Genomic DNA, 16,394 nt, shown 5'->3' on the forward strand with positions numbered 1-16,394 from the left:
CGAACCGCCACTCGCCAGGAATCATCAATGACCGTCGCCTCCAGCGTCATCGAAGCCATCGGGCGCACGCCGCTCATTGAATTGCACGGCGCCTCGAAGGCGACCGGTTGCCGCATTCTCGGCAAGGCCGAATTCATGAACCCGGGCGGGTCCGTCAAGGACCGCGCGGCGCTGTCCATCGTTGAAGACGCGCGCGCGAAAGGATTGCTGAAGCCGGGAGGAACGATCGTCGAAGGCACCGCCGGCAACACCGGCATCGGGCTCGCGCTCGTCGCCAACGCGCTCGGCTTTCGCACGGTGATCGTAATTCCCGAGACTCAGAGTCAGGAAAAAAAGGACATGCTGCGCCTGCAAGGCGCGCAGCTCGTGGAAGTGCCGGCGGTTCCCTACGCCAATCCCAATAATTATGTGAAGCTTTCCGGCCGCCTTGCTGAGCGCCTCGCCAGGGAAGAGCCGAACGGCGCCGTCTGGGCGAACCAGTTCGACAATGTCGCCAACCGCGTCGCCCATCTCACCACCACCGGGCCCGAGATTTACGAAGCGCTGGAGGGAGGGGTGGACGCCTTCATTTGCGCCTGCGGCACCGGCGGCACGCTGGCCGGCGTCGGCATGGCGCTCAAGGAGAGAAATCCGGACGTGAAGATCGGGCTGGCCGATCCTTACGGGGCGGCGCTCTATTCCTATTACACGACCGGAGAGTTGAAGAGTGAGGGCTCATCCATCACGGAAGGGATCGGCCAGGGCCGGATCACCGCCAATCTTGAGGGCGCGCCGGTCGACGTCGCCTACCGCATCCCCGACGACGAGGCGCTGCGCATCGTCTTCGATCTCGCCGAGCAGGAGGGCCTGTTGCTGGGCGGCTCTTCGGGAATCAACGTCGCGGGCGCCATCAGACTGGCGCGCGATATGGGGCCCGGCAATACGATTGTGACCGTGCTGTGCGACGGCGGCGCAAGATACGCCTCAAAGCTCTTCAACGCCGACTTTCTGCGCAGCCAAAACCTGCCGACGCCGCCCTGGCTCGACGGCGCCGTCGCGATGGATCCGGGCTTCGTTTAGCCCTCTAAGGGCTCCGCGGGCGTGGGCGCCGACGACGCCGCGGGCGACGGAGCGGGCTCGGCGTCGCGCTGCGGAACGAAATTCTCGCGACGCACGAAGAGCACTTTTCGCAGCTCTGTCTCCCCGATCAGCTTGGCGAATTCGCGGAAGCCAAAGAACGGGATCAGCGCGGCGAAGGTGACCAGTCCAACCGACAGGAGCGTGCGCAGATTGTCGAGATCGACAGGGTCATGGTCCGCATGGGCTGGCCAAAAATGCTCCAGCAGCGTCTGTTCGACGACGTCCATGCCGATGAGCAGCAGACCGAACAGCAGCGACTTGGCCAGAATCGGCACGATCAGCGGCTTTTTGTCGAAGATTCGCCAGACCCCAAATTTATCGGCGACGAACAGCACCTTGGCGAAGGCAAGCGCCTTGGCGGCGGCGAAGCCCTGATGCTGCACGATATGCGCCTGCGACAGGACCACCGATTTGTGCACGCCGAGCACGGCGAGCAGGAACCACACATAGAGGAACACCGGAAAAAAAGCCTTGGCTTCCTCTTTCACCTTGCTCGTCAATCCCTTTTTTGTCTGCTCGCTCATGTTCCATCCTGCGCCGGTCTCTTCAGCCTTGGCTGGGCGTCAATTTAGCTTCGCGGCTCTTCCTTGGCTATCGCATCGGCGCGCGCCAGATCCTCCGGTCGGTTGACGTTGAAGAAAGGGTCGTAGGGCTCGATCGGCCAATCGACGACCACATTCGCATAACGCCCGATGAAGGCCGACACTCGGCGCTCGTCTTCCGCAACGAGCGCGCGCCGCAAATCCTCGCGCAGCGCGACCGGCCACAGCGCCACGGCGTGATGGGTTCGCCCGTTCGAGGCGGCGACGGCGATCGCCGCGCCTGCACGCGTTCGGGCGGCTTGAAGTCGCGAGAGGAGATCGGCGGGCAGGAATGGGGTGTCGCCCGGCGCGCTCAGCACATGCGCCGCGCCTTTCCCCGCGCCATAGTCCATGCCGGCGAGAACGCCGGCGAGCGGTCCCGCGAACCCTTCAACGCTGTCGCAGATGACGGGCAGTCCGAAAGCGGAAAAGCGCGCGGGGTCGCCGTTGGCGTTGATCGCGAGACGCGCGCATTGCGGCTTCAGGCGGTCGACCACATGCTGGAGGATCGGCCGGCCGGCGATCTCGACGAGCGGCTTGTCGCCCCCGCCCATGCGCCGCGCCAACCCGCCGGCGAGGATGACGCCGATGCAGTCGTTCATGCGCTGTCCGGTTTGGTTTCAAAGAGGGGGGCCATTATGTTTGTTCATAATCCCGAGCGCCGCTCGCGCAAGGGGCAGCCTTTCGAGGGAAGTATATGATCTCGCGTCGCCGACTCGCCGTTTCCGCCTTTCTGTTCGCTTCCGCGATCCTTTATTCGGCCGCGTCCGCCGGCGCCGCGGAACAGAGTTTTACGCCACAGGCCTTCTCCGCCGCGCAAGCCGCCGGCAAGTCGATCATCGTGCATGTCTATGCGCCGTGGTGTCCGACCTGCCGCGCGCAGGAGCCGGCGGTGCAGCGCGTCGAAGCCGACCCAAAATATGCGGACGTCGCGATGTTCCGCGTCGATTTCGACAGCCAGAAGAGCGCTCTCCGTACGCTAAAGGCCAACCGGCAAAGCACGATCATCGTCTTCAAAGGCGATAAAGAAGTCGGGCGCTCCGTCGGGGCGACCGATCCGGCCGCAATTTCGGCGCTACTCTCAAAGGCCCTGTAAATCGATGGATGGCAGCGCGCTTGGCGCCTTCGGCGTCGCCTTTATCGCCGGCGTGTTGTCGATTTTATCGCCCTGCGTCCTCCCGCTTTTGCCCTTGGTGCTCGGCGCCGCGGCGGCGGAGCATCGCTACGCGCCGGCGCTTCTGGCGCTGGGCGTCGCCCTGTCCTTCGTCGCGATCGGCCTTTTCGTGGCGACGATCGGCTTCGCCGTCGGCGTCGATGGAGATTCGCTGCGGCTCGTCGCTGCGGCTTTGCTGATCGGGCTGGGCGTGATCCTGCTTGCGCCTGAGCTGCAGGCGCGCGTCGCCGCCGCCGGCGGGCCGATCAGCGACAGGTTGAGCGCGGCCTTTGGCGACGGGGCTCGCGGCGGAATGTTCGGTCAGTTTGGCGTCGGCCTTCTGCTTGGCGCCGTTTGGAGCCCTTGCGTGGGTCCGACGCTCGGCGCCGCATCGGTGCTCGCGTCGCGCGGCGAAGACCTGAGCGCCGTCGCGGCGACGATGGCCGCGTTCGGTCTCGGCGCGGCTGCGCCGCTGATGTTGCTTGGCGCCCTCTCGCGGCAGGCGATGGCGCGTTGGCGGGACCGGCTGCTGACCGTTGGAAAACAGGCGAAGCAAGCGCTCGGCGCGTCGCTCATCCTGATTGGGGCGTTGATCGTGTCAGGCTACGACAAGACGTTGGAGACGGCGCTTGTCACGGCTTCGCCAGAATGGTTGACGCAGTTAACGACGCGTTTTTAGCGCTTCGCCAAATCAATACGGTCGATGCTCGAGACGCTAACCTTGCCGGGGCGGCGCAAGACGCTCGATGCAAGCAAACCCAGGCAAAAGCGAACCCTGCTCTGGTATTGGCGGTTGCGCGGTCGGCGCGCCAAGTCTCGGAACGCCGCATATTCCTAAAATTTAGTTTATTTTCCATTGCTTATAGAGGCTATCCGTTTAGGCAATTCTTAAAGCGACGCCTCTATAAAGACGCTACAACGTGGCTGTTTGAGTAGCGAGTGAGTGAGATGACCGAGACGCACCGTCCCCGTGTCAAATATGTCATCGGCCCCGATGGCAGTCCGCTGACCATTGCGGATTTACCCCCCGCTTCGACCAAACGCTGGGTGATTCGGCGTAAGGCGGAAGTGGTGGCGGCGGTGCGCGGCGGCCTGCTCTCGCTCGACGAAGCCTGCAGTCGCTATACGCTGACGGTGGACGAATTCCTGAGCTGGCAGATGTCGATCGACCAGCACGGTCTCGCCGGACTGCGGACCACGCGCCTTCAGCAATATCGTATGTGAGCGCGGCGACACGCCGAGAGGTTCGAAACGCCGGTCCGCGATGGCCGGCGTTTTTTATTTTTGAGGCTGTTCCTCTATCCGGCGCCAGCGCTCGACGAGTTTCTTGCGTTCGAAGAGCGCGACGACGACGAGCGCGATCAGCAGCGGGACGATGAGATAGAAGAGTCGCCAGACGAGCAGCGCAGCCAAGACCTTCAGCCGCGGCACATCCGGCATGACATTGATGAACAGCAGCTCGAAGACGCCGAGCCCGCCCGGCGCATGGGACACCAAAGCCGCCGAAAAGGACAAGAGGAACGCGCCGAGCACGATGAGAAAGCCAGGATTGCCCTGCTCCGGCAGCGCGAAATAGATGATGCCGGCCGCGCCGATCAATTCCAAGGGAGCCGCGAAGAGCTGGCGCAGCATGATGCCGGGGCGCGGATAGAGAATTTCGAAACGCCCGAACAGCCGGATCGCGCGGAAATGCATCAGCGATCCGAGAACGTATAGAACGACGAAGGCCAGGCAGGACAAACCGACGACCAGCGCGGTGTTCGGGTTGGTAATGATGTCGGGAAGGAAGCCCGACAGTCTTTGCATGATCGCGGGATCATAGGTCAGCAAAAGGCCGGCGAGCAGCACATTGCCGAAGCCGAACGTGTAGGAGCACAACACCACCAGCGTGGCGACCTGCGTCGCCGTCAGCCCCTTGGTGGAATAGGCGCGATAGCGCACCATGGCGCCCGAGAAAACGCTTGCGCCGATGTTGTGCGACAAGGCGTAGGTCGTAAACGAACAGACCGAGATAAACAGCCAGTTGATGTGTTTGACGCCCAGGTGCAGGAGCGCGATGCGATCGTACCAGGCGAGCGCCGCATAGGCGACAAGCGTCGACAGGCCAGCGAACAGATAGCGGCTCGTCGGAATGGCCTGGAGATTGGCCCAAACCTCGGCGCCGACCGATTCTCCTTTGAATTCGTGATAGAGAAGGAAAAAAGACGCGACGACCGCGACAAGGCCGACGAGCGGCCAAAAATATTCCAGCAGTTTTCTCATGCGGCCCGTCGCGTTAGATTTCACCGTGGATCATCAAACCGGCCGCAGCTGGCCGCACTCTCCCTCGCATGGAGGACCCGGCGCCCGCAAGCCCGGCTCCATGACCGCCTCGGTAATTAGCGCTTGCGGCAAATCAATGGAGGCCGGAATGCAGTTGCTATCGCGGATCAAGGGCTTAATCCTCGCGCCGCAGAGCGAATGGACAAAAATCTCCGAAGAGGAAACGTCCGTCTTCGATCTCTACCGCAATTATATTGCGATATTGGCGCTGCTTCCGCCGTTCGCGAGCTTCTTCAGCTCATGGCTTTTCGGCTTTTCCCATGGCCCGCAGGGAATCATGCACCCGACGTTCGCGGGCGGGCTTTATCGCGCCTTCGTTCAGTATCTGCTGAGCCTGCCGGCGTTTTTTATCGTCGCCTTCGTCATATCGGCCATTGCGCCGCATTTCGATGGGAAGACCGACGATCGCCGCGCGCTGATGCTGACCGCCTATTCGTACACGCCGGTCTGGCTCGCCTCGCTGTTCGGGCTGATTCCCGGCCTTCGATGGCTGGACGTGCTCGGCTTCTACGGAATCTATGTTTTTTCCGTCGGCCTGCCGACCATGATGCGCGTGCCCAGGGAAAACCTCGACGTTTTCACGCTCGCAACGCTGTTTCTGGTCGTTGCGACCGTCGCGCTCCACGGGTGGGTCGTGCATCTGATTGCGCCGCAGCAGCTGATCTAGCGCCAACGGTCCGCAGCCGCATCGTCTTCGGATTTCGCGCTGACCCAGTCGCCCGACGCGCCATCCGCGCGGCGCTCCTTTTTCCAGAACGGCGCGCGGGTTTTGAGGTAATCCATCAAAAACGCCGCGGCGGCGAAAGCGTCCGCGCGGTGGCGCGCCGCTGTGAGCACAAATACGATCTGTTCGCCCGGCTGGATGCGGCCAAAGCGGTGAATGACGGTCAATCCCTGCAAAGGCCATCGCTCGAGCGCTTCCTCGGCGACCCGGCGGATCTCGGCCTCGGCCATTCCGGGATAATGTTCGAGCTCCAAAGCCTCGAGCGCGCCGTCCTCGTCCCTGCAGAGGCCCACGAAGCTGACGAGCGCGCCGATGTCTCGCCGCCCGCCCGTCAGCAGCGCCTGTTCCCGCCCAGGGTCGAAATCCTCCGCCTGCACGCGCACCGCCGGAGCCGGCCGCGGCGCCATCTCAGCCGCCCGTCATCGGCGGGAAGAAGGCGATCTCCCTTGCTGCGCCGATCGGCGCGTCAGGCGCCGCATGCGTCTTGTCGAGGGCCGCGCGGATCGTCGCCGGGTTGGCGAAAGCGGCCGCATATCCCTCGTCCCGCGCGGACAGCCAGTCGATCAGCTCACGGACCGTGACAACTTCACGCGGCGGCTCGATCTCCTCTTCCGCCAGACCGATGCGCTCGCGCACCCAAGCGAAATACAGCGCCTTCATGCCGCCTCGTCTTCTCCGAAATGGTTCCACGCGGACTGCAGATAGTCGAACCCGGTGTAAAGCGTCAGAATCGCCGCGGCCCATAAGAGCGCCGCGCCGATCTTGACCGTGCCGGGGAGAACGACTTCGCCGGCCGGTCCGGCGATCAGAAAGCCGAGCGCCACGAGCTGCGCCGCCGTTTTCCACTTGGCGATGGCGGAGACGGGCAAGCGGACCTTGAGCTCGGCCAAATGTTCCCGCAGGCCGGACACGAGGATTTCGCGGCATAGGATGATGATCGCCGCCCAGATCGTCCAGCCCGCGACCGTTCGATCGGCGACAAGCGCCATCAGGGTCGTCGCGACGAGCAACTTATCCGCGATGGGATCCAGCATCCGTCCGAGCGGCGACTGCTGCTGCCAGATCCTGGCGAAATAGCCGTCGAGAAAGTCGGTCACCCCTGCGGCGACGAAAATGCCGAGCGCGCCCCAGCGCGCCCAGTGCTCCGTAAAGCCAAGGAGCAACCCCGCCACCACCGGGACGGCGGCCATGCGGCCATAGGTCAGCAGATTAGGCAGCGCCAAGGCTTGGGACCGACGCTTGGCGGTGAAGGCCGTCTGGGACATACCGCAAGGGAATATGTCCCCCGTCCCCAATGTCAATAGAAAGGGCGTCGCCGCCGGGATTCGCTTGCTGAGGGCGACGTCACTCGCGGTCGATCGCGAAGGCGCCCGGCCCGGCCGCTGCAAAGAACAGAAATACGAAGCAATAGAGCGCGGCGAGTTCTCCTTTGTTGATGAGCGGCCACACATCCTGGCTCGCGTGGAAAAAGAAATAGGCGACCGCCATCTGACCCGAAAGAATAAAGGCGACAGGCCGGGTGAAGAGGCCGAGCAGCAGCAGCAGGCCGCCGAAAAACTCAAGGATTCCCGACGCGCCCACAAGCGAGAATAGCCGCATGTTCTCCAACATCGCGACATGCGGGACGCCGAAGAGCTTGGCCGTCCCATGCTGCATGAACAGCAAAGCCGCGGCGATGCGCAGCAGCCCTTGAGCGTGCGGGGCGAAGCGTTGTGGAATGATTCGTAGCGTCATGGATGGCCTCCTAAAGAATAGTCGCGATTTCCTCACAAGCGAGCCGCGGGCCGCGAGGATAGAGCTTTGCCGGATCACCGTATCCGATGTTGATCAGAAAATTCGACTTTATCCGCGTTCCTTGGAAGAATTCCGCGTCGACCTTCGCCCTGTCGAAACCGCTCATCGGTCCGCAATCGAGACCCACCGCGCGCAGCGCGAGTAGCAGATAGGCGCCCTGCAACGAGCCGTTGCGAAAGGCCGTCTCCTCGATCAACGTCTGATTGCCGACGAACCAGGAACGCGCGTCCGTCGCCGGATAAAGGTGCGGGAGAGTTTCCGCGAAATCGAGATCATAGCCGACGATCGCCGTGGCGGGCGCGTCCATGGTCTTCGGACGATTGGCGTCCGACATCGCCGGGGCGAGCCGGGCCTTCGCCTCCGGCGAGCGCACGAAGACGATGCGCATCGGCGAGCAATTGGCGCTTGTCGGGCCCCATTTCGCGTAGTCCACGGCGAGTTCGAGCAGGCTGTCCGGCACGTCTTTGGGAAGCCAGCCATTGTGGGTCCGCGCTCTCGTAAAGAGCTGCTCCAGCGCTTCGGGCGCAACCACGCTCGCGGCCTGCCTGTCGGTCGTCGTCATCGCATCCCCGCAGCGTTCAGATGTCGCGCCCCTCGACTTCAATATGCAGGCGCTCCTCGATCTTTTGAAGCGACTCCTGCTGGGGCGAGATCGCGAGCGACTTTCGATAGGCCGCGAGCGCCCCTCTCTTGTCGCCGGTCTTCTCCTTGAGCGCGCCAAGAGCGGCGAGCGCGTCAAAACGCTTCGGCTCAAGCGTCGCCGCCGTCTCGAGGTCGGCGATCGCGCCGCTGTCGTCCCCCTGCTCCGCCCGCACCTTAGCGCGCTGAACATAGCCCTCCGCCCATTGCGGCGAGAGCGCGACCACATAGTCGAGAAGCTTCAGGGCGAGAGGCGGCGCGCCGGCCGCGTTCGCCGCAAGGGCGCGCGCCTCAAGCAGATTGATCGTGTCCGACTCCGAACGCGCCCAGCGGCTGACGATCGCGGCCGAAACGCCTTTCGCCTCCCGCTCGTCTTCAGCCTGCTCCAGGCGAAGATAAAGCCGCGCCATCTCGTCAGCCCGCTGCTGGGCGGAGTCCTTGGGCGGCGGGGGCGCCGCCGCCGCGGCCGGCGCGCGCCGCTCTGGATCAACATCGCGTCCGCCTTGTCCCGGGCCGAGCGCGCGGGTCCCAGGCGGCAGCGGAATCCTGCCAATCCCTGGGATGAAAAGGAAATCGCCCTCTTCTTCGCCGAATGATTCGATCGCAGGCGTCTCCAACGCCTGCGCCAGCGCGATTCCGGCCGGCAGGGCTCCAAGAAAGACCACGATCGTCAGCGGAAGAAGCAACAGCGTTCGCATCGCCGCTAACATAGCGCAGGTCAACAGAAACGGCCACAGAGCCGAGAATTAGATTAACCATTTGTAAGCCACGACTCGACCCACGGGCGGCGAATTCATCCTGCGTTCAGGCGAGGCGCCCGAATCCTTGGCGCGCTAGTTAAGGTTGTTAGGAAAACCTCGCGCTTATCGCGACAACAACGCTGCAGCCCGCTTCAACGCGGAGCTCTTGGAGTTGGATCAATGATTGATACGATACGCCGTTTGCTGCAAGAGCACGGCCGTCTGCATACCCCCGTGGAACATTTGTCGGATTCGGACGATCTCTACAGCGCAGGGCTGACCCCCTTCGCCGCCATCCGCACCATGCTCGCGCTTGAAGAAGCCTTCGACGTCGAGTTCCCGGTCTCCATGCTCCGGCGGCAAAGCTTCGCTTCGATCGCCGCCATTCGAGACTGCGTCAGCAAAGTGGCGCCGTCGGCGGAGCGCCGCGCCGCTTAAGCAGCGCGGGTTTCAGGTAGGGTCTACGCCAAACTCGCGTCCACGCTGACCGTGTCCCGCCCGGCGCACGCGCAGGGCTAAACACCACGAAAGCCGCGGTTTCGGCTGCTCCAACCACAGTTGCGGCGGTGCGTTCGCTGCGATAGTCGTCTTTGGAAAGGCTCGAACGACGAGCCTTCGCGACGGCGAGAGTTCAATGCCTCCTTATCATTCACGCACGACGACCCACGGCCGCAACATGGCTGGCGCGCGCGGCCTCTGGCGCGCGACAGGCATGAAGGAGGAGGACTTCGGCAAACCGATCATTGCGGTCGCCAATTCCTTCACCCAATTCGTTCCCGGCCATGTGCATTTGAAGGATCTCGGCCAGCTCGTCGCCGCCGAAATCGAAAAGGCCGGCGGCGTCGCGAAGGAGTTCAACACCATCGCGATCGATGACGGCATCGCTATGGGCCACGACGGGATGCTCTATTCCCTGCCCTCGCGCGATCTCATCGCCGACAGCGTGGAATTCATGGTCAACGCGCATTGCGCCGACGCGCTGGTGTGCATCTCGAATTGCGACAAGATCACGCCCGGCATGCTGATGGCGGCGCTGCGCCTCAACATTCCGGCGGTGTTCGTTTCCGGCGGCCCGATGGAGGCCGGCAAAGTCGTGCTCGCCGGCAAGGAGCACGCGCTCGATCTTGTCGATGCGATCATCGCCGGCGTGGACGACACGGTCAGCGAAGCCGACGTCGCCACCATCGAGCGCTCCGCCTGTCCGACCTGCGGATCATGCTCCGGCATGTTCACGGCGAACAGCATGAACTGCCTGACCGAAGCCCTGGGGCTGTCGCTTCCCGGCAATGGTTCGACCCTGGCGACCCATTTGGATCGCCGGCGGCTGTTTGTCGAAGCCGGCCATCTCATCGTCGATCTCGCGCGCCGCTACTATGAGCAGGACGACGAAAGCGTGCTGCCGCGTTCGATCGCGAGTTTTGAAGCCTTCGAGAACGCCATCACGCTCGACATCGCCATGGGCGGCTCAACGAACACCGTGTTGCATCTTCTCGCGGCGGCGCACGAGGCGCAGGTCGATTTCACGATGGCCGACATCGACCGCCTGTCGCGGCGGGTGCCGGTGCTGTGCAAGGTCGCGCCTTCCGCCCCCGATGTTCACCTTGAGGACGTGCATCGCGCCGGCGGCGTCATCGCCATTCTCGGAGAATTGTTGCGCGCCGGTCTGCTGCACGGCGAGCTTCCGACCGTCCACAGTCCTTCGGTCAGCGACGCCGTGGCGCGCTGGGACATCGCCGTCACGCAGAGCGAAACCGCGCGCACGTTCTTTCGCGCCGCGCCGGGCGGCGTGGCGACGCAAGTCGCGTTCAGCCAGGACCGCCGCTATAAGGAGCTCGACGCCGACCGCGAAAAAGGCGCGATACGCGACGCGGCGCACGCCTTCTCCAAGGATGGCGGCCTCGCCGTGCTTACTGGCAATCTCGCCATCGACGGCTGCATCGTGAAAACGGCCGGCGTTGACGATTCGATCTTGAAATTCGCCGGCCCCGCCAGGGTCTATGAAAGTCAGGACGCGGCCGTGTCGGGCATTCTGACGGGCGAGGTAAAGGCCGGCGAGGTGGTCGTCATCCGCTACGAAGGCCCTCGCGGCGGACCCGGCATGCAGGAAATGCTCTATCCGACGAGCTATCTGAAATCGAAGGGGCTCGGCAAGGTCTGCGCGCTGGTGACCGACGGAAGATTTTCCGGCGGCACGGCCGGGCTTTCGATCGGCCATGTCTCTCCAGAAGCGGCCGAGGGCGGCGCGATCGCCTTGGTCCGGAACGGCGACAGGATTGAAATCGACATTCCGGCGCGCCGGATTACGCTCGCCGTCAGCGAAGACGAACTGGCGACGCGGCGCGCCGAACAATCCGCGAAAGGCTTCGCTCCGGCCAAGGCGCGGCCTCGAAAAATCACCACGGCGCTGCGCGCCTACGCCTCAATGACGACGAGCGCGGCCAAAGGCGCAGTGCGACAGGTCCCCTGAACTTTCGCATTCAGGAGGCGCGTCGTAGAGTGGCGCGCGTCCATCCAGTCGCCGGAACAAAATGTCTCCGACACGTAAATTCGTCGCTTCTGGACTGTTTGGCATAGCGCTCGGATTCGCGGTGCTTGCGCTTGCCGGATTTGTGGCCGTGCGCGCTGAATCCCAGCGCCGCGCAGCTGGCGCATGGCTGCGCCACACTATCCAGGTGCAAAGCGATCTTTATCAGCTTTATGGACTGCTGCAGGCCGCCGAGAGCGGTCAGCGCGGTTTTATCATCACCCAGGACGAACGCTATCTGGACGCCAGCTCCGAAGCGACGCGCAAATTGCCCGTCATTGTCGACCGGCTTTCGGAGCGCGTAAGAGACAATCCCAAGCAGCTCGAGATCGTCGCGGAAATGCGACCGCTGCTCGGCGAAAGGGTCGAGATCATCGATGAGGCGATCGCCGATATGCGCGCGCTCCGGGCCGACAAGGCCGTGCAGCTCGTCAAGTCCGGGCGCGGAAAGGCGCTGATGGACCGGCTCCACGCCATCATCGACACGATGATTGAAAATGAGAAGAACCTCAGCGAGAAGCGCGAGCGCGAACTCAACGCCGCCGGCGGCGAGTTTGACGCGGCCGTTTGGGCGCTCGGCGGCATCATCTTCGCGCTTGGCGCATTTTCATTTCTCAATGCGCAAAAGCAGATGCGCGCGCTGCAAACCTCACGCGACTCGTTAAAGACCGCCTACGACCAGCTGATTGGGGAAACGACGCGCCGCGAAGCGCTCGAGTCGCAGTTGCGGCAGTCGCAAAAGCTCGAAGCGCTCGGCCATCTGACCGGCGGCATCGCGCACGACTTCAACAATATGCTCGGCGTCATCGTCGCGAGTCTGCATCTGTTGCGGCGAAAGCTTGCGGACTCGAACGAGGATTGCATTCAACTGATCGATTCAGCGATGGACGGCGCCGATCGCGCCGCCGCCATGGTTCGCAGGCTCCTCGCATTCTCACGCCGCCAGCCTTTGTCGCCGCGCCCGCTCGACCCCAACAAGTTCGTCTCCAGCGTCTCGGACATGGTGCGCCGCGCGCTCGGCGAAAAGATCGAACTCGAAACCGTTCTGGCCGGCGGCCTGTGGACGACAAAAATCGATCAGCACGAACTGGAAAGCGCCATCGTCAATCTCGCGGTCAATGCGCGCGACGCGATGCCGGACGGCGGCAAGCTGACGATCGAGACGGCCAACTGCTATCTTGATGACGCCTACGCCAGCGAAAACATCGAAGTAAACCCTGGCCAATATGTGATGATCGCCGTGACCGACACCGGACAAGGCATGCCGCCCGAGGTCTTGTCGCAAGCGTTCGATCCGTTCTTCACCACAAAGCCCGCAGGCAAGGGCACCGGACTCGGCCTTTCGCAGGTCCATGGATTCGTCAAGCAGTCTGGCGGCCAGGTCAAAATCTATTCGGAACCCGGGCGCGGAACCTGCATCAAGCTCTATCTGCCGCGCTTCAATCACGTCGAAGCACCCGCCGAACTGCCCTTACCGCGTCCTAGACCCCTCGAACTTCCGCTTGGAAGACCGGAGGAACTGGTGCTCATCGTCGAAGATGACGACACCGCGCGGCGCGTCACCGCGCAAGGCGTGCGGGAATTGGGTTATTCGGTTCTGGAGGCCGAGAACGGACGTGCGGCGATCGACATTATTCGCCGTCGTCCCGACATCGCGCTGATGGTCACGGATGTGGTTATGCCCGACATGGACGGCGCCCGTCTCGCGCGCGAGGCGGTGTTTCGCAGACACAGCCTGCGCGTTCTGTTCATCACCGGCTATACGCGCAACGCGATCGTGCACAATGGCGTGCTTGACAAGGACGTCAAGCTGCTCACCAAACCGTTCACTTTGGAGCAGCTGGCGGTGAAGATGCGCGACATTCTGGACTCGAAGTAGCGCCCGTTCGTCGCGGAGCTGACGATCAGTTTTCGGCTTTGAGGGGGCGCATCAGCAGCGCTTCGATGGCGCCGTCAACGCTCAGCCGCGCGGAAAGAATGGAATCGACGGCTTCAGCGATCGGCAACTCGACGTCATGCGCGCGCGCCATTTCAACCAAGACACGCGCCGTAAAGGCGCCCTCCGCAAGCTTGCCATGCGTGGCGTCTTCCACCGACTTTCCCTGCCCCAGCGCTTCGCCGAGCGCAAAGTTGCGCGACTGCGCCGATCCGCAGGTGAGCACGAGATCGCCCAATCCGGAAAGCCCCATCAATGTTTCCTGGCGCGCGCCTAACGCGCGTCCGAGACGCATCAACTCGGCAAATCCGCGCGCAATGAGCGCCGCCTGCGCGCTCGCGCCGAGCCCACGGCCGTGGCTCATGCCAGCGGCGATGGCGAGAACATTTTTCGCGGCGCCGCCGATCTCGGCGCCGCGCACGTCGGTCGAGCGATAAAGCCGAAACGTCTTCGTCGAAAGCTCTTCACTCAAGCGCCGCGCCAGCGCTTCGTCATGCGCCGCGAGAGTCACCGCCGTCGGCAATTCTCTGCATACATCCGCCGCGAAGCTTGGTCCCGAGAGCACGGCGACATCGACGTGAGGCAGTTCTTCCTTTGCTACGTCGCTCAGGAACTTGCGCCGGTCGCGTTCAATGCCCTTGGCGCAAATCACAAAGGCGGCGCGCTCGCGCATATGCGGCCGCGCGGCGCGCGCGGTCATGCGGATCGCTTGTGCGGGCGTGACGGCGAGCACGATGTCCGCCTCACGTATGACGGAAATGTCGCTCGTCGGGGCGACGGCTGCGGCAAGCGGCAGACCCGGCAATCGGCGCGTGTTCTCGCGGTCGCGCGCCAGAGCTTCGGCGGACTGAGGGTCATGCGCCCATAAGGGCACCCGCGCGCGGCCTTGCGCGGCGACATTGGCGAGGGCGACGCCCCAAGCGCCGGCGCCGAGAACAGCGACAGTCGCGCGCGTCATCGCACGCCGATCCGCTGATTGTCCGGACGCGACCACAGCCTTTCAAAAGTCTGATGAAACCGCGCTGCGGCCTGTGGGCTCTCGATCACGATCAAATCATTGTCCTGATAGATTTCGCCGGAGACGCTGAAATTGGCGGAGCCGCTGCGCAAGACGCGACCGTCCACCTGATATGATTTCAGATGCATCAGATCGCGCGCGCGGCCCTTGCGGCGCACTTCGACGTTCGGGGCGTCGGCGATTTCCTCGACCACAGACGCGCCGCGCCCCATTTCTTCGCCGTCGAGATAGATCCGCACCTTGACGCCGCGCATGGCCGCGCGGCCGAGCGCCGCCGTCAGAGATCGGTCGGTCAGAACATAGGCGGCCATATCGATCGAGCGGCGCGCGTCGTTGATCAGCCGCCCGTCGACCGCACCGAAACCGTCGCCGGGCCCGTAGAACACGCGCACGCCTGCGAAGGTCGGCTCCTCTGCGAGGAGTCCGGCCGGCTGCGGCGTGGGCGCAAGCGTCATGGCCGCAAGCGCCGCAGAAAAAAGGAGCCGCATCGAACCGCCCTAGGCCTTGCCGTGGTGTGATCGGCTCGGCGCGGCGTCGAGCGGCCATCGCGGCCGCGGCGCGAAGTCGAGGTCGTCGGTTAATCCGCGTTTTAAGCGCTCGAGACCGGTCCAGGCGATGATCGCGCCATTGTCGGCGCACAGCGCCGCCGGCGGCGAAATGAAACGCAGCCCGCTTTCGGCGCAAAGCCGCATCAGCGCGCGGCGAATGGCGCCGTTGGCCGCGACTCCGCCGCCGATCACAAGGCCTTGCGGGGCTCGACCCTCGCCTGCCGTAAAGAGGCGCACGCCGGAGCGCACCCGGTCCACGATCACATCGACGATCGCAGCTTGGAAAGAGGCTGCAAGATCCCTGACGTCCTTTTCGCTCAGCGTCGGCAGTCTGAGAATTTCCTGCCGCACCGCGGTCTTGAGGCCTGAGAGGGAAAAGTCGGCCCCTTCCCGGCCAAGCATCGGGCGCGGAAAGTCGAATCGTCGCGCGTCGCCTTCAAGCGCGAGCTTCTCGATCTGCGGCCCCCCCGGATATGGCAGCTCCAGCATTTTGGCGACCTTGTCGAAGGCCTCGCCGGCAGCGTCGTCGACGGTGGAGCCCAGCCGGCGGTAGTCGCCGATGGCCTTCACCGCGACGATTTGCGTGTGCCCGCCGGAGATGAGGAGCGCCAGAAAAGGAAAGTCCAGGCGGTCGGTCAGACGCGCGGTCAGCGCGTGGGCTTCCAGGTGATTGACGGCGATGAAGGGTTTGCCCAAGGCAAGCGCCATGGCCTTGCCGGCCGTGAGGCCGACGAGAACGCCGCCGATCAGTCCCGGACCAGCCGCGGCGGCGATCCCATCAAGATCTTTCGCCTCGGTCTTGGCCCGCTCCAGCGCGCGTCTGATCAGCCTGTCGAGCACATCAATATGCGCCCGCGCCGCGATTTCCGGAACGACGCCGCCATAGGCGGCGTGGCGGGCGATTTGGCTCAACACCTCATTGGAAAGGATCTCTCCGCCTTCGCCGCCCAGCCGCTCCGAGACGACCGCGACCGCAGTCTCATCGCAAGTGGTTTCAATGCCCAAAACGCGCATGCGAACTCCCTGCGCAGAAAGCCGCGCCGCTGAACTTCTCAGCGGCGGAACGGAGCTTATACCGCCGTACGGCGGGAAGTTGGAAAATTGTGATCGGAAAAGGGTTTACACCAATCATTCTTAGCTGTTTCGTCAAATTCACGTATAGTAATGCAGAGCTAAAGATCGTTCCATTAAATTTCTAAGAATTCGTTGGCGTCCCTCTTGACACGATCTCGATAGATACAAGTTGGCACTGCAGATCGTTGCTTCCCCGACGACGCCATATCTTGAGCTTTAAAG

At 63.5% G+C, this 16,394-nt stretch carries 20 protein-coding genes; 8 read left to right on the forward strand and 12 right to left on the reverse strand.

Going from position 1 to position 16,394, the window contains the following annotated elements; translation table 11 throughout:
• The first annotated feature begins 27 nt into the window (after positions 1-27).
• Positions 28-1,059 (forward strand): cysteine synthase A, encoded by a 1,032-nt coding sequence (locus tag IYY11_RS10225; RefSeq protein WP_196403755.1) that lies wholly within the window; start codon positions 28-30, stop codon positions 1,057-1,059.
• Here the strand turns inward: IYY11_RS10225 and IYY11_RS10230 are convergent.
• Together IYY11_RS10230 and mobA are read right to left on the reverse strand one after the other, a co-directional pair.
• The gene (locus IYY11_RS10230) at positions 1,056-1,643 is read right to left on the reverse strand and encodes a hypothetical protein (protein WP_196403756.1); all 588 of its coding nucleotides are present in this window, start codon (positions 1,641-1,643) and stop codon (positions 1,056-1,058) included. The genes IYY11_RS10225 and IYY11_RS10230 overlap by 4 nt on opposite strands.
• Before the next feature lie 44 nt (positions 1,644-1,687).
• A complete protein-coding gene (mobA, locus tag IYY11_RS10235; protein ID WP_196403757.1) occupies positions 1,688-2,302 on the reverse strand; it encodes a molybdenum cofactor guanylyltransferase MobA in 615 nt (204 codons plus the stop codon).
• 95 nt (positions 2,303-2,397) lie between these two features.
• Between mobA and IYY11_RS10240 the strand changes: the two genes are divergently transcribed.
• The 3 genes from IYY11_RS10240 to IYY11_RS10250 all read left to right on the forward strand — a co-directional run bounded on the left by IYY11_RS10240 (position 2,398) and on the right by IYY11_RS10250 (position 4,077).
• Entirely contained in the window at positions 2,398-2,796 is a 399-nt protein-coding gene (locus tag IYY11_RS10240; RefSeq protein WP_196403758.1) for a thioredoxin family protein, read from the forward strand.
• Between the two features lie 4 nt (positions 2,797-2,800).
• Complete coding sequence (locus IYY11_RS10245; protein ID WP_196403759.1) at positions 2,801-3,532, forward strand: cytochrome c biogenesis CcdA family protein; 732 nt, start codon at positions 2,801-2,803, stop codon at positions 3,530-3,532.
• A gap of 269 nt (positions 3,533-3,801) precedes the next feature.
• Complete coding sequence (locus IYY11_RS10250) at positions 3,802-4,077, forward strand: DUF1153 domain-containing protein (protein ID WP_014889772.1); 276 nt, start codon at positions 3,802-3,804, stop codon at positions 4,075-4,077.
• A 54-nt stretch (positions 4,078-4,131) separates the two neighbouring features.
• Here the strand turns inward: IYY11_RS10250 and IYY11_RS10255 are convergent, their stop codons facing one another.
• Positions 4,132-5,115: a UPF0104 family protein gene (locus IYY11_RS10255; RefSeq protein ID WP_196403760.1), complete on the reverse strand. Its 984-nt coding sequence runs from the start codon at positions 5,113-5,115 to the stop codon at positions 4,132-4,134.
• Positions 5,116-5,263: 148 nt separating this feature from the next.
• Between IYY11_RS10255 and IYY11_RS10260 the strand changes: the two genes are divergently transcribed.
• On the forward strand, positions 5,264-5,842 hold the full coding sequence (locus IYY11_RS10260; protein ID WP_246719837.1) for a Yip1 family protein: 579 nt from the start codon (positions 5,264-5,266) through the stop codon (positions 5,840-5,842).
• Here IYY11_RS10260 and IYY11_RS10265 read toward each other — a convergent pair.
• From IYY11_RS10265 to IYY11_RS10290, 6 genes are all read right to left on the reverse strand, one after another.
• A complete protein-coding gene (locus tag IYY11_RS10265) occupies positions 5,839-6,306 on the reverse strand; it encodes a molybdenum cofactor biosynthesis protein MoaE (protein ID WP_196403761.1) in 468 nt (155 codons plus the stop codon). The two genes, IYY11_RS10260 and IYY11_RS10265, sit on opposite strands and share 4 nt — an antisense overlap.
• A gap of 1 nt (position 6,307) precedes the next feature.
• Positions 6,308-6,559, reverse strand: a complete 252-nt coding sequence (gene moaD / locus IYY11_RS10270; protein ID WP_196403762.1) for a molybdopterin converting factor subunit 1 — start codon at positions 6,557-6,559, stop codon at positions 6,308-6,310.
• The gene (pgsA, locus tag IYY11_RS10275; protein ID WP_196403763.1) at positions 6,556-7,164 is read right to left on the reverse strand and encodes a CDP-diacylglycerol--glycerol-3-phosphate 3-phosphatidyltransferase; all 609 of its coding nucleotides are present in this window, start codon (positions 7,162-7,164) and stop codon (positions 6,556-6,558) included. The genes moaD and pgsA overlap by 4 nt, the downstream gene beginning before the upstream one ends.
• A 79-nt stretch (positions 7,165-7,243) precedes the next feature.
• Complete coding sequence (locus IYY11_RS10280; protein WP_196403764.1) at positions 7,244-7,633, reverse strand: DoxX family protein; 390 nt, start codon at positions 7,631-7,633, stop codon at positions 7,244-7,246.
• A gap of 10 nt (positions 7,634-7,643) precedes the next feature.
• A complete protein-coding gene (locus IYY11_RS10285; protein WP_196403765.1) occupies positions 7,644-8,255 on the reverse strand; it encodes a malonic semialdehyde reductase in 612 nt (203 codons plus the stop codon).
• Positions 8,256-8,271: 16 nt separating this feature from the next.
• Positions 8,272-9,030, reverse strand: a complete 759-nt coding sequence (locus tag IYY11_RS10290) for a hypothetical protein (RefSeq protein ID WP_196403766.1) — start codon at positions 9,028-9,030, stop codon at positions 8,272-8,274.
• A gap of 222 nt (positions 9,031-9,252) precedes the next feature.
• Between IYY11_RS10290 and IYY11_RS10295 the strand changes: the two genes are divergently transcribed.
• The 3 genes from IYY11_RS10295 (at position 9,253) to IYY11_RS10305 (ending at position 13,475) form a co-directional block, all read left to right on the forward strand.
• Entirely contained in the window at positions 9,253-9,510 is a 258-nt protein-coding gene (locus IYY11_RS10295; RefSeq protein WP_196403767.1) for an acyl carrier protein, read from the forward strand.
• A gap of 196 nt (positions 9,511-9,706) precedes the next feature.
• Entirely contained in the window at positions 9,707-11,539 is a 1,833-nt protein-coding gene (gene ilvD / locus IYY11_RS10300; RefSeq protein ID WP_196403768.1) for a dihydroxy-acid dehydratase, read from the forward strand.
• Between the two features lie 61 nt (positions 11,540-11,600).
• Positions 11,601-13,475 carry a CHASE3 domain-containing protein gene (locus IYY11_RS10305; protein ID WP_196403769.1) on the forward strand — a complete coding sequence of 625 codons (1,875 nt, stop codon included), beginning with the start codon at positions 11,601-11,603 and terminating at the stop codon, positions 13,473-13,475.
• Between the two features lie 25 nt (positions 13,476-13,500).
• On the opposite strand, the gene IYY11_RS10310 is transcribed toward IYY11_RS10305, so the two are convergent.
• The 3 genes from IYY11_RS10310 to tsaD are packed head-to-tail and all read right to left on the reverse strand — an operon-like array spanning position 13,501 to position 16,112.
• Positions 13,501-14,490, reverse strand: coding sequence for an NAD(P)H-dependent glycerol-3-phosphate dehydrogenase (locus tag IYY11_RS10310; RefSeq protein ID WP_196403770.1), 990 nt, complete (start codon positions 14,488-14,490; stop codon positions 13,501-13,503).
• Positions 14,487-15,005: a phospholipase D-like domain-containing protein gene (locus IYY11_RS10315; RefSeq protein ID WP_246719838.1), complete on the reverse strand. Its 519-nt coding sequence runs from the start codon at positions 15,003-15,005 to the stop codon at positions 14,487-14,489. Before IYY11_RS10315 ends, IYY11_RS10310 begins: the two co-directional genes overlap by 4 nt.
• 42 nt (positions 15,006-15,047) lie before the next feature.
• Positions 15,048-16,112 (reverse strand): tRNA (adenosine(37)-N6)-threonylcarbamoyltransferase complex transferase subunit TsaD, encoded by a 1,065-nt coding sequence (gene tsaD, locus IYY11_RS10320; RefSeq protein WP_018408340.1) that lies wholly within the window; start codon positions 16,110-16,112, stop codon positions 15,048-15,050.
• Between the last annotated feature and the right edge of the window lie 282 nt (positions 16,113-16,394).

This window comes from Methylocystis sp. H62 (assembly GCF_015709515.1).
GTDB lineage: Bacteria > Pseudomonadota > Alphaproteobacteria > Rhizobiales > Beijerinckiaceae > Methylocystis.